13 protein-coding genes are annotated in these 12,508 nt (G+C 68.0%); 5 read left to right on the top strand and 8 right to left on the bottom strand.

The genetic code is table 11. The features are described 5' to 3' along the window. Positions 1-265: 265 nt before the first annotated feature. Together ACQP1O_RS26980 and ACQP1O_RS26975 are read right to left on the bottom strand one after the other, a co-directional pair. A complete protein-coding gene (locus ACQP1O_RS26980) occupies positions 266-1,117 on the bottom strand; it encodes a 3-keto-5-aminohexanoate cleavage protein (RefSeq protein WP_433561248.1) in 852 nt (283 codons plus the stop codon). Between the two features lie 575 nt (positions 1,118-1,692). Then, complete coding sequence (locus ACQP1O_RS26975) at positions 1,693-2,304, bottom strand: TetR/AcrR family transcriptional regulator (protein WP_433561247.1); 612 nt, start codon at positions 2,302-2,304, stop codon at positions 1,693-1,695. A 76-nt stretch (positions 2,305-2,380) separates the two neighbouring features. Between ACQP1O_RS26975 and ACQP1O_RS26970 the strand changes: the two genes are divergently transcribed. The 3 genes from ACQP1O_RS26970 (at position 2,381) to ACQP1O_RS26960 (ending at position 5,227) form a co-directional block, all read left to right on the top strand. After that, on the top strand, positions 2,381-3,403 hold the full coding sequence (locus ACQP1O_RS26970) for a GlxA family transcriptional regulator (RefSeq protein ID WP_433561246.1): 1,023 nt from the start codon (positions 2,381-2,383) through the stop codon (positions 3,401-3,403). 112 nt (positions 3,404-3,515) lie between these two features. After that, complete coding sequence (locus ACQP1O_RS26965) at positions 3,516-4,481, top strand: alpha/beta hydrolase (protein WP_433561245.1); 966 nt, start codon at positions 3,516-3,518, stop codon at positions 4,479-4,481. Between the two features lie 29 nt (positions 4,482-4,510). Further along, a complete protein-coding gene (locus ACQP1O_RS26960; protein WP_433561244.1) occupies positions 4,511-5,227 on the top strand; it encodes an alpha/beta fold hydrolase in 717 nt (238 codons plus the stop codon). A gap of 124 nt (positions 5,228-5,351) precedes the next feature. On the opposite strand, the gene ACQP1O_RS26955 is transcribed toward ACQP1O_RS26960, so the two are convergent. From ACQP1O_RS26955 to ACQP1O_RS26940, 4 genes are all read right to left on the bottom strand, one after another. Then, entirely contained in the window at positions 5,352-5,762 is a 411-nt protein-coding gene (locus tag ACQP1O_RS26955; RefSeq protein ID WP_433561243.1) for a DUF7144 family membrane protein, read from the bottom strand. Positions 5,763-5,850: 88 nt separating this feature from the next. Further along, positions 5,851-7,527, bottom strand: a complete 1,677-nt coding sequence (locus ACQP1O_RS26950; RefSeq protein ID WP_433561242.1) for a VWA domain-containing protein — start codon at positions 7,525-7,527, stop codon at positions 5,851-5,853. A gap of 131 nt (positions 7,528-7,658) precedes the next feature. Beyond that, positions 7,659-7,925 carry a WhiB family transcriptional regulator gene (locus ACQP1O_RS26945; RefSeq protein ID WP_433561241.1) on the bottom strand — a complete coding sequence of 89 codons (267 nt, stop codon included), beginning with the start codon at positions 7,923-7,925 and terminating at the stop codon, positions 7,659-7,661. 77 nt (positions 7,926-8,002) lie between these two features. Then, positions 8,003-8,548: an HNH endonuclease gene (locus ACQP1O_RS26940; protein WP_433561240.1), complete on the bottom strand. Its 546-nt coding sequence runs from the start codon at positions 8,546-8,548 to the stop codon at positions 8,003-8,005. 456 nt (positions 8,549-9,004) lie between these two features. Here ACQP1O_RS26940 and ACQP1O_RS26935 point away from each other — a divergent pair, with 456 nt between their 5' ends. Next, positions 9,005-9,994 (top strand): LysR family transcriptional regulator, encoded by a 990-nt coding sequence (locus tag ACQP1O_RS26935; protein WP_433561239.1) that lies wholly within the window; start codon positions 9,005-9,007, stop codon positions 9,992-9,994. Beyond that, complete coding sequence (locus ACQP1O_RS26930; protein ID WP_433561238.1) at positions 9,942-10,754, top strand: amidohydrolase family protein; 813 nt, start codon at positions 9,942-9,944, stop codon at positions 10,752-10,754. Before ACQP1O_RS26935 ends, ACQP1O_RS26930 begins: the two co-directional genes overlap by 53 nt. Here the strand turns inward: ACQP1O_RS26930 and ACQP1O_RS26925 are convergent, their stop codons facing one another. Together ACQP1O_RS26925 and ACQP1O_RS26920 are read right to left on the bottom strand one after the other, a co-directional pair. Next, positions 10,755-11,564, bottom strand: coding sequence for a carbohydrate ABC transporter permease (locus ACQP1O_RS26925; RefSeq protein ID WP_433561237.1), 810 nt, complete (start codon positions 11,562-11,564; stop codon positions 10,755-10,757). Next, positions 11,557-12,474: a carbohydrate ABC transporter permease gene (locus ACQP1O_RS26920; protein ID WP_433561236.1), complete on the bottom strand. Its 918-nt coding sequence runs from the start codon at positions 12,472-12,474 to the stop codon at positions 11,557-11,559. The genes ACQP1O_RS26925 and ACQP1O_RS26920 overlap by 8 nt, the downstream gene beginning before the upstream one ends. Between the last annotated feature and the right edge of the window lie 34 nt (positions 12,475-12,508).

Below are 12,508 nucleotides of genomic sequence, written 5' to 3'. Positions count from 1 at the left end.
TCCTCTGCAACGTCCACCAGCAAGGCAGGCAGGCCCATGACCACCAGGAGGACCCGCGCAAACGCCGAGTTCAACGGTCTTGTCCCGCACCCAGCGATCCCGATGGTCCTGACCATTCACTCGGAGAGCGGAATTGACAGGAAATCGGCAATCGTAACCCGATTGCTCGATGTACTAGTGGTGGAGGGCTGGCCGGTTCGGTCAGCGCGGCGTGCGGCGGAATGGTGCGCGGCCGCATCACCTTCCCAACGTTGCCGACGCGGCACTAGCCCCAAAGAGCTGCTGTGACGTCGTCTACGCCGACCGGAGGGCGACCATGTTGTGCGCCCAGGTCGGACGCCTGTGCCACCAGCTCCTCGTTGGTTGGCTGTCCTTGTCCGGCGTAATCCTCGAGACCGACTCGGACGTGGCCGCCTGCTCGCAGGGCTGCCTCGGCGAGCCCTGATCCGAGTACGTCTCCCTGCGGCACCCCGACCATCCAGGGAAGTCCCGTGTCGCTGATCATCTCGACATAGGCATTCAGGCCGGCCTGCGTGGGCCGTAGGCCGAATAGTGCCGCTGGCCCGCCGAAATACAACTGGATCTTCGTCCGCTGCGGCAATCGACCCGCCTTGTGGTGCGCGAGGGTGAGCCTGAGGAAGCCGGGCTCGAAGATCGATACGTGAAGTGGCAGGTCGGCCTCACGGCACCACCCGAATACCCGGTCGACGTCGGCAGCGGAGTTGCCGAAGACGGGCAGGGCCATCGGTCCTTCGGGGCCGTCGAACGCACGTGAGAGGCAGCCCGCATCCGCGGTGGCCATGGTCAGGGCGCCGCGCTGATGGAGTTCGACGATGTGCGAGAAGCGATCGGCGATCGTGGACGAGCGCTCACCCGATGTCGTGGGGTGCATGAGCAAACCGGGGTGGGTCTCCCAGATTTGGCTCCACGCCGCTTCGTAGGGATCGGCCGAATGTACGCTCGGCTCACCGACGTTCGGCTCGTCGTTGTGGTTGTGCACGATGGCTGCGCCCGCGTCGACACAGGCGAGAGCTGTCGCGACGATCTCCTCGACCGTACGTGGCACGTTGGGGTTGGCTTCCTTGGGCGTCGACCCATTGATGGCGGCCTCGATCACCAGCGGCTTACCCGAACTCACTCGTCCTCCAGATGTCCGTATGGCACGGGCGCAAGCATCGCTGGAATCGATCCATGGCGCAATATCCGCATTCGACCAGCGAATCCCAGCCTCAACGGGCCCGGACATCGGGTGCTATCTTGTCCGCGGGATCGTCGTCGAATATCCGCAAGTCCAAATCGATTTGGTTGAGGTCTACCTCGGGGCATGTATGGGTACCGACGCGTCGTGCCGGGTATCGATTTCCACCGCGTCGTGCGAATCGTGAATGTATTCGGCCCATGAGCCGGTGACCTCGCCCCGATCCCGGACCAGTGCGATTGCGGAGATTCCCGTTCAGTTCCGCCCGGCATGCGGCGGCATTCTGTCCTACCTGGTGCAGGAATCTGCGTTCCTGCCGTTGGACACCTACGCGGAGTGATCGCGGGCTGAGCGCCGAAGCGCCCCATCGGTTTCCGTAACCGGTGGGGCGCTTCTCGTTGCGCCGCAAGCTGGATCGACCGGCGCGTCGGTGGCGATGGCTCGGATCACCACGACATCGACCCGTCCTCCGCATCCGAAGCGGGTATCGCGGCTCAGCTCACCGGCAGGTCGGCCCAGGTCGGTGGGAGGATTTCGCAGGACACGTCGGCGATGTCGCGTAAACGGGATGGGGTGACGCCCATCCGGCTCAGTTGGATGAGGCCCTGGGTGGTCATGACGATGTTGGCGCTCAGGGTCGAGAGGAGGGCTTCGTCGACGGGGCCGGTGGTGCTCATGGTGTGGCGGAGGCGGTCGGCCACAGCGCTTTCCATGGTGGCGGTGGTGCGTGCGCCGATGGTCGCGACTTCCGGGATGCGGGTGCCGAGGTGGGCGATGCTGTTGATCATCAGGCAGCCGCGGCGGTCCGGGTGGGCGGCGCAATCGTCGATGACGGCGCGGCAGAGGGTGCGTACGGCGGCGCGGGCCGAGCCGGGGGCCGATTCGATGACCTCGCGGACGAAACGGGCGCGTTGCTCGCAGTATCTTTCGAAGGCGGCCAGGAACAAGCCGCGTTTGCTGCCGTAGGCGCCGTAGATGCTGCCATTGCCGATACCGGTCGCGCGCGAGACGTCTTCCACCGACGTCGTGTCGAAACCCTTGGTCCAGAAGAGTTCGACCGCGGCGGCGAGCAGTGCCTGCTCGTCGAACTGCCGTGGTCTGCCCATGGGAATCACCGTATCAATCTGCGATCTCGCGCACTATTTCTTGTTCTGGAGGCCAGCCTCCATAATACTGGTGGACATGTCATCCATATCTTCCGATCCGACCCGCCGCCGGGTGGGGATCCTCGTCTTCGATGGTGTGAAGATGCTCGACTTCGCCGGTCCCGCCGAAGTCTTCATGGAGGCCAATCAGGCGGTGCACGGCTACGACGTGGTGTTGCTCTCGCCGGATGGGCGGGAGGTGCAGACCTCGATCGGGGCGCGGGTGGCGGTGCACGGTGCGGCGGCCGATGCCGGCCGGTTCGACACGGTGGTGATTCCGGGTAGTGAGCTGCCCGCCTCGATGTTCGTGACGCCGGAGGTGCGGGCGGCGGCTCGGCATCTGTCCGCGCACACCCGGCGGCTGGTCTCGATCTGCAGTGGGACGGCGGTGCTGGCCGAGCTGGGGTTGCTGGATGGGCGGCGGGTGACCACCCATTGGAAGTTCGCGCCGGATCTGGCCCGCCGATTCCCGGCGGTGGAGGTGGACGCGGACGCGATTTTCGTGCGCGATGGGAACCTGTACAGCTCGGCCGGTGTCGCGGCGGGCGTGGATCTGGCGCTCGCGCTGGTCGAGGAGGATCACGGCGCGGATATCGCGCGGCGGACGGCACAGCTGCTGGTGGTGTATATGCAGAGGGCGGGCGGGCAGTCGCAGTTCTCGGCATCGTTGACCGGTCCGGTGCCGCGGAGTCCGCTGGTGCGCCGGGTTGTCGATCTGATCTGCGCGGATCCGGCCTTCCCGCATACGGTGCAGACCCTGGCCGCGCACGCGCAGGTCAGTGTGCGGCATCTGACCCGGCTGTTCCGGTCCGAATTGGCGCGCTCACCGGCCGAATACGTGGCCTTCATCCGATTCGGCGTCGCCCGGGATCTGCTGCACGCCGGGTCCACGGTGACCGAGACCGCTATGGCCGCGGGCTTCGGCAGCACTGAGGCGCTGCGCCGGGCTTTCATTGCGCGCCTGGGTATTTCGCCGCTCAAGTATCAGCAGCGCTTCCGGACGACCGGGTCGGCGAGCTGGGCGGACACGCCGGAACCCGCTATCGCGGCCGTGTCCTGAATCGTGGATTTCGTGGCCGTTGGGGCGGGGCGGCGCGAGACGTTTCCGGATGAAATGAATCCCGTGGCGCCGACACCCCGTTCGCGGTGCCGCGGAAAGGATTCGATCGCCCATGTCCGGAAACCCGCACCACCTCTCGCTCGAACCGGCCGCTCAGGAGTTCGTGGACGCCACCTCGCAGCCGCCGTTCCTCTACCAGCTGCCCCCGGAGGAGGGCCGCAAAGCCGTTGACTCGGTGCAGGATTCGCCCATCTTCAAGCCCGAGATCGACGAGGAGTGGATCACCGTCGAGGGCGGTCCGACCGGATCGGTGCGGGCGCGCATCGTCAAGCCGCAGGGTATGACCGAGCCGCTGCCGGTTATCGTCTACACCCACGGCGCGGGCTGGGTCTTCGGTGACGCGCACACCCACGATCGTCTGGTGCGCGACCTCGCGGTAGGCGTGCGGGCCGCGGTGGTGTTCCCGGAATACGATCGCTCTCCGGAGGTGAAGTACCCGGTCGCCAACGAGCAGTCGTATCGAATCGCGCAGTGGGTCACCACCGATGGAGCGAGCAAGGGCCTCGACGCGTCGCGGCTGGCCGTCGCCGGCGACTCGGTCGGCGGCAATATGGCCATCGCGCTGACCCTCATGGCCAAGGAGCGCGGCGACGTCTCCTTCGCGCAGCAGGTGCTGTTCTACCCGGTGACCGACGCCAACTTCGACACCGCGTCCTATCGCCAGTTCGCCGAGGGCTACTTCCTCACCCTCGACGGCATGAAGTGGTTCTGGGATCAGTACACCACCAGCACCGAAGACCGCGCGCGCATCGATGTCTCGCCGCTTCGCGCCACCACCGAACAGCTGGCCGGGCTGCCGCCCGCACTGGTCATCACCGCCGAGGCCGATGTGCTGCGCGATGAGGGCGAGGCGTTCGCCGCGAAACTGCGCGCCGCGGGCGTCCCCGTCACCCAGGCGCGCTACGGCGGCATCGTCCACGACTTCGTGATGGTCAACGCCCTGCACGACACCCACGCCGCGAAAGCCGCTGTGGCGCAGGCCGTCGCGACCCTGCGCGCGGCGCTGTACCCGGCCTGATACCCGATCCCTGCTCAGGAGCAACCCACATGACCACCACCCCGACCGTCGTCCTGGTGCACGGAGCTTTCGCCGATTCCTCCAGCTGGAACGGCGTAGTCGAAGCCCTTGCCGCCGAGGGTATCTCCGTACTCGCCGCCGCTAATCCGTTGCGCGGACTCACTTCCGATGCCGCCTACATCGCCTCCGTCGTGGACAGCATCGACGGCCCGGTGGTGCTGGCCGGCCACTCGTACGGCGGCAGCGTCATCAGCGTGGCCGCACAAGGAAAGCCACAGGTCACCGCACTCGTCTACGTGGCGGCCTTCATTCCGGAGGTCGGTGAGAGCGCACTGGAACTGACCGATAGGTTCCCGGGCTCGACCCTCGGCCCGACGACTCGTCCCGCGTCCTATCCCCAGGCCGACGGCACCGACGGCACCGAGCTCTACATCCGCCAGGACGAATTCCCGCGGCAGTTCGCCGCCGACGTCCCCACCGTCACCGCCGCCGCGATGGCGGTGACGCAACGCCCGGTCGCGCTGGCCGCCCTCCAGGAACCGGCCCCGGCCGCCGCCTGGACGACCATCCCGGCCTTCGCGCTGCTCACCACCGACGACAAGAACATCCCCCTGGAGGCCCAGCGCTTCATGGCCGAGCGCGCCCGGGCCGCCGCCACCGAGGTCGCCGCGTCCCACGCGGTCACGGTGTCCCGCCCCGACGCGGTCGCCGATGTGATCCTGCGCGCAGTGCGTCAGCCACACTGAGCCTCCCGCCGCCGCGGGTTCAATGACCAGCGCCCCATCGGTTGTCACCGATGGGGCGCTTCGCCGTTGTGTCGCAGGCACTATCGGCGCGGCGGTGCCGCGGGCACGGTCACCGCGCCGGGGCTCAGACGGTGACGGGCTTGTAGGTGGAGATGGCCCAGATCACCACGACGTCGAGCGCGATGATGAGCAGCGACCAGGCCGGGTAGTAGGGAATCCAGAGGAAGTTCTCCACGATGGACAGGGCCGCCATGATCAGGGCGGCGACCCGACCCCAGGTGGTTCCCCGGAGCAGGCCGATCGCCACGACGATTTCGATGATGCCGAGGACGATGTGGATCCAGCCCCACCCGGTGGTGTTCATCTTGTAGACGTAGTCGTAGCCGACGACCAGCAGGTTGTCCGATGCCACCGCGGAAATACCCTGCAGGATCGACAGCACACCGACGACGAGCAGCAGGATGCCCGCCGCGATCGTCGTTCCGGCGGCCAAGCCTTGTTTCAGTGTGGGTTCGGGACCAGTGCTATGTGCCATTCGCCGAATATGCCACGGGTTTGCTGACGAATGCGGAATGCACTGCCACCGTGTTGCCGCGCTGTTGCCGCTCTGGGATTCGGCCCGGTCACGGTGTGGTCAGCGCCTGTGCGACCGCGGTGCCGAACGGCAGGTCCGCGGTGGTGTTCACCTTGGTGTAGGTGCCGCCGGTGCGCTGGGTGAGGGTCTGCAGGGTCTGGGTGCCGGGGCCGCCGACCACGATGACGTCGATCCGCACCGGATGCGCCGGATCCGTCGCGGCGGCGATGTCGGCGAGCAGCTGATCGCCGGTGACCGTGGAATCGTCCTCTGGGCCGTCGGTGATCAGCAGGATCGAATTGGTGCGGGCCGCGGCGTAGTTGGCCAGCACGTTCTTGTAGGCGGCCTGCAGCGTGGGATAGGTGCGGTCCGGCTTGGAGGTGCTCGCGGTGACCGTCGTCAGGGCCTGGCTGATGGCGGTGCGCTGATCGTTCGACAGCGGCGCGGTCGGCGTCAGGACCTTGTAGGGGTTGTTCCCGTCGAGATTCTTCGAGTACTCCCACACGCCCAGGCCGAAGTCCGGCGGCATGACGCCCATCGTGGACTCCAGTGCCGCGGCCGCATTGGCGAGGCGGGTGCCGAAGCCCTCGGTGGTGGACATCGAGGAGGAGACGTCCAGTAGCACCGTGGCCTGCACACCGAGCACCGGGTGGGCGAGGATCTGGCCCACCTTGTCCAGGACCACCCTGGCCGGGACCGGGGTGGTGGCCGGAGGCGCGGCGCCGAAACCGTTGTCGGTGAACAGCTTCGACTGGTCGGGGGCACGCAGGAAGTCGGCGAACAGACCCGCGATCAGGTTCTGGGTCTGGTCCACCCAGGAGCCGGTGAGCTGGGCGGCCGGGTAGTCGGCGACCGGGCCCGCGCCGTCGGGGCGGAAGACGGTCAGGCCGCTGCGGGCCCGGATCTGCTGCTCGGAGGCGGCCACCGCGTGCACGGAAGCAGGGGCCTGGTCGGCGGCCCCCGACAGGTCGGTCAGCGCGCCGGTCACGTCCTTGGCGGCGGGTGCGCCCGCGGCCAGGCCGGAGATGGCCGAGACAACCTGACCGGTGGCGACGGCTTTCTCGTCGAGCGGATCGGTGCCGGACACGCCCGAGCCGACCGCGGCCGCGACCGCGACCGAGCCGTCCCCGGCGGGCATGGCCAGGCGCAGCTTTCCCCAGGTGGGCAGCCCGATATCGGCGAGCGAGCCCTGCTGCAGCCGGGGCAGATCCGACCAGTGCACCTTGGCGGTCTCGAGCGCGCGGCGCAGGTCGTCGGGAACGGCCAGCGAGATGGGACTGACCGCGATAGGGGCCGGGGTACCCGCGACCAGGCCCGGTACGCGCATCTGCTCGACCGAGCGGGAGGACTCCGGAATCCAGAGCGCGGGCTCCGGGCCCAGTGCCGGATCCCATGCCTTGCCGGAGGTGAAGGCCGCGACCATGGCGGCCGAGGGCTGTGCGGCCACGGCCACCTCGGCGCAGTGGTCGCGCACGTGCGGTTTGGTGGCGTTGAAGCGGTCGGCCGCGGCCTTGACCGGGGTGAGGATGTCGGGATCGACGGTCACGTTCAGGGTGGCGGTGCCCTCCACGCAGGAGGCGGCGGCACGGCTGTCGCGCTCCTTGGACCGATCCGACAGCCAGGCCCAGCCGACGACGGCCAGCGCTAGCACTATCACCGCGACGATTGCGATAACCGGTCCCTTGCTGATTCCTCGTGACCCGCCCGCGGCGCGATGAGTTCCCACGATCGCCCATCCTATGTTGACGGGCGGTAGCCACCTGTGCCAGGCGGTTACGCGAAGTCCGACCGGCCTGGACCCGGCGGCGGGCAGCGACGACAACGGCGGCGACTCCGAGGGGAGTCACCGCCGAGGTGTCAGTCGCGAATCAGCGTGCCGCGGTCGTACTCGTGGCCGCCCCAGACGCCGGACTGGCCGGTGCGGGCCGCGAAATCACCGCATTCGCGGCGGATCGGGCAGGCCGCGCAGATGGTGCGGGCGTAGTCGAAGTCCTGCGAGGGGTACGGGAACCACGCCTCGTGGTTCGGGTCACCCTTGCAGGCCGCGCGCTGCCAGTAGTCCTTCGAGTCGGAGATGGGGAGCAGATCCGCCAGGGTCGGCTCCCGAAGTGCAGTGTTCGTCATCGGATCTCGCTCCCTTCATGTCCGATCACGCGGTGCGGGCGTTCTTCGTTCATCGAGATCGGGCCCTGTCCCGGGATTCAGGACGCCGCCAGTTCCTTCCAGACCTGGCGCTGGGCCCGCTCTCTGTCATTGGGCGCCTTGGGCTCCCACAGCAGGCGCATGCCGGCCTCCTCGGGAGTCCGGTCCGCCTTGTACGTATTGCAGGGACCGCACGCGGCGATGAGGTTGGCCCAGGTATTGGGCCCACCCTTCGAGCGCGGGCGGATGTGGTCGACGGTGCGGGCCCAGTCGTTGCAGTACCCGCAGCGGTAGCGGTCGCGGCGCAGGACCGCGGCCAGGGTGGCGCGGCTGTCGTCGTCGTGCACGAGGATCCGGTGCTCGAGGTAGACGTAGCGGTGCAGCCGGATGGTCTCCGGCAGCGCCAGCTCCAGGTGCTTCGAGCGGATCGGGAAGTGCGGCCGCCGATCGGCGACGGTCTCGGCGGCGCCGCCGAGCAGCAGCACCACCGCGCGCTCGGCGCGGATCGTGGTCAGCGCCTCGTAGGAGGCGTTGAGCAACAGCACTCCGGCGTGTATCCAGTTGTCGGTGGTTATCTCCGGGTAGTCGGCATGACGGAACAGCATGGGGGTCACCATGTTTCGTGAAAGGGATCGAACAGAGGGAGGGAGTTGCCCGCTTACGCGTGGGCCTGGAGACGGCCGATGTTCCGGTCTTCGCGGCGCAGGCTGCGCTCGGCATGGCGCACGAGTAGGGCGCGCTGTTCGGGCGAACTCGGATACTGTTCACTGAACCTCGGATTCATTGCCGTCTCCTCCTTTCCTACTGGTCACGACCGTGACGGTCGGCTGATCATCGGTGAAAACCATGGTGGCACAACGGACCTGCCGTTGTCGGGTGATTTTTTTCGCCCCCTGACTCCGGGGTGCCCGCGTGGAGCGCGGACCTGGAGCCGTGCAGGTACAACGAAGGCCATCGGCCATTTGTTCCGGAGAGAAGCGCAATTCATCACCGGTTACCCGCCGGGGCTAGCGTGGCTGGTATCGCGACGAGCGTGGCGGGTATTACAGAGGAGCCGGCCCATGGAGATCCGACATCTGATCTCGTTCATCACCCTCGCCGAGGAGTTGCACTTCGGGCGCGCGGCCCAGCGGCTGCATCTGACGCAGCCGAGCCTGAGTGCGCAGTTGCAGAAGCTGGAGAAGTCGATCGGCGTGACGCTGGTGGCGCGGAACTCCCATGAGGTGCGACTCACTCCGGCCGGGCGGGAGTTCGAGATACAGGCCCGGCAGATCGTGGCGCAGCTGGATCGGGCGGCACGGGCGGCGCGGGCACTGGCGGACGGCCGGGTGGGGACCGTCGGTGTCGGCTACAACCTGCCCGCGAGCCGGCACGTGCTGCCGGACACGCTGGTGCGGATGACCGACCGGTACCCCGATATCGAGGTGTCGCTGTGGGAGAAGCGGACCGGCCCGCAGCTCACGGCGCTCGCGGAGGGCGCGCTGGATGTGGCCATGGTGTACGGGCATCCGAGCACGCCGGAGTTCCGGTACCGGCGGCTGCTGCATCGGGTGCCGCTGGTGGCGGTGGTGGGCAAGCGGCATCGGTGGGCGGACCGGGCGGGGGTGCCGTTCGCGGAATTGCAGGACCAGGAGTGTGTGCTGTTCGCGCGGGAGCAGTGCCCGGCCATGTACGACAACATCTTCCGGGCGGCCGCGCAGTCGCGGATCTCGTTGAATGTCACGCAGTACGCCGATGATCCCGGCGCGACCGCGCACATGGTGTCGGTGCGGCCGCTGGTGGGGTTCGCCTCGCTGCCCCGCGCCATCTCCATGGGGATGGGCGGACCGGGAAGTATGTCGGTTGCGGTGAAAATCGTGGATCCGGTGCCCACACTGGATCTGTACGCGGTGTGGCGCAGTGCGGAGACCAATCCGGCGGTAGCCGCGTTCCTGGAATGTCTGGACGGTCCGGAGCCGGCGGGCGCTGCGGACCCGGAGAGCAGTGAGGTGGTCAGTGATGACGATCGACGCCTGGGCGCAGCATCCGACGGGTCGCTTTCTCGCGCGTGACATCTTCGACTCGCTGCGGCGATGGACCGGGGATGTCATCCCGTCGGAGGAGATTCCGCTGAAGGCCACGCTGGCCGCCATGGACGCCGGCGGCGTGGATCGGGCGCTGCTGTCGGCGTGGTGCGCGCCGGAGGGGGTGCTCATCTCGAATGACGAAGTGGCCGAATGGGTTGCGGAGGCGCCGGACCGGCTGATCGGGGTGGCCTCGGTGGATCTGCGGCGGCCGATGGAGTCGGTGCGGGAGCTGCGACATCGGGTGCGGGAGGAGGGGTTCAAGGGGGTGCGGGTGCTGCCGTGGTTGTGGGAGGTGCCGCCGACCGACGCGCGGTTCTATCCGCTGTACGCGGCGTGCGTGGATCTGGGGATTCCGTTCTGCACGCAGGTCGGGCACACCGGGCCGCTGCGGCCCTCGGAGCCGGGGCGGCCGATTCCCTATATCGACCGGATCGCCCTGGATTTCCCGGAGCTGACGATCGTGTGCGGTCATGTCGGTTATCCGTGGACCGAGGAGATGATCGCGGTGGCGCGCAAGCACGAGAACGTGGTCATCGACACCTCGGCGTACACCACGAAGCGGCTGCCACCGGCGTTGGTCGCGTATCTGAAGACCACGAGTGGCCGGCGGAAGGTGTTGTTCGGCACCAACTATCCGATGATCCTGCCGCAGCACGCGCTCGACGGGCTGGAGCAGCTGGGCCTGGACGACGAGACGCGGGAGCTGTACCTGGACGGGAATGCCCGGCGGGTGTTCGGGCTGTGATCATTTGAGTCCCGAACGGACGAAGGCGTTCACGATGTGCCGCTGCAACACCAGGTAGAGCAGCAGTACCGGCAGGCAGGCCAGCCCGGCGACCGCCATCATCGGACCCCACTGTTCGCCCTCGGTACCCATGAAGCTGCGTAATCCCAGTTGCAGCACGCCGTTGGAGCGGCGCAGCACCACCGCGGGCCAGAAGTATTCGTTCCAGGCGTTGATGAACAGCAGGATGCCCAGGGCCGCCAGCGCCGGGCGCAGGTTCGGAACCACCACCGTCCACAGGATGGACCAGGAGGAGCGGCCGTCGATGCGGGCGGCGGCCACCAGCTCCTTGGGGAAGGCCGCCATGTGCTGGCGCAGCAGCAGGACGGCCAGGGCCGAGCAGAGGGTGGGCAGCACCACGCCGATCAGGGTGTCGAGCAGGTCCAGGCGGGTGAGCAGGATGTAGTTGGGCAGCATGGTCACTTGGAAGGGAACCAGCCAGGTGCCGACGAAGGCCAGGTACAGCAGTCGTTGCAGGGGGAAGGTGTAGAGCGCGAAGGCGTGGGAGGTGAGCAGGGCGATCAGCAGCTGGCCGACGGCCGAAAGGGTGGCCACCACGAAGGTATTGGCGATCTGGCCGGTGATGTCCACCTGGTGGGCGGCGTCGGCGATGTTGCGCAGCGACAGCGGCCAGGGGATGGGGGACAGGGTGGCGACGTCCTCGGGGCGACGCAGGGCGGTGGCGAAGAGCCAGTAGATGGGGAAGACGCAGACCAGCGACGTCACCGCCAGCAGCAGGTGGCTCGCGAGGGTGCGCAGACGCTCAGTCATCGTGGAATGCAACCTTTTCCGAGATCCACGCCAGCGCGGCGGCCAGCGTGCCGAAACCCGCGAACAGCCCGATGCCCGCGGCGGCGCCGAGTCCGGCGTCGAAGGTGTGGAAGGCATACTCCCAGAGCAGGTAATAGATGTTCGTGGTGGCCTGCGCCGGGCCGCCCTGGGTCATGGTGTCGATGAGCGGGAAGGTGAGGGTGGGGCTGAGCAGGACCGTGGTCAGCACCAGGAACAGCAGGGTGGGGGAGAGCAGCGGCAGGGTGATCCAGCGGCGGATCTGGCCGGTACTCGCGCCGTCGACGCGGGCCGCCTCGTCGTACTCGCCGCTGATGCCGGCCAATCCGGCCCACACCACCAGGACGGCGAACCCGAGCAGCTGCCAGCCGGTGATGCCGATGATGACCCAGTGGGCGGTGGCGGCGTCGTAGACCCAGTTGCGGTCCGAGCCCAGCATTCGGTCGACGAAACCGGTGCGCGGATGCAGCAGCCAGCGCCACACCGCGGCCGCCGCCACGGGCGCGATGAGGAAGGGGGCGAAAATCAGTGCGTGATAGAGGGTTCGGAGGCGCGGGCGCACCCGACGGCTCGCCAGTGCGATCACGACGGGCAGGATCACCGTGAATGGGAGCAGGCCCGCGACGAGGATGCCGGTCCGTCCGATCGACGACCAGAAAGCCGGAAGTCGCACCAGGCGTTCGTAATTCGCCCCACCCACGGACCTCATGGGGGAACTCGGGAGCAGGTTCCAGGAGTAGGTGGACAATTCGGCCGCCTGCACCAGGGGCTGATAGGTCCACACCACCAGCAGGACCAGTGCCGGTGTGAGATACAGGTAGGGCGTGGCCCGGCGGATCAGGCGGCGCAGCCGGGCGCGGTGCGGACCCGCCGCCGGTGCCGGAGCCGGCATCGGCGGTGAATCCTGCGGGGCGGCAGTGACGAAC

Origin of the sequence: Nocardia sp. CA-151230 (assembly GCF_050942175.1) — a bacterium.
Taxonomy (GTDB): domain Bacteria; phylum Actinomycetota; class Actinomycetes; order Mycobacteriales; family Mycobacteriaceae; genus Nocardia.
This window is presented reverse-complemented; position numbering and strand designations above follow the sequence as displayed.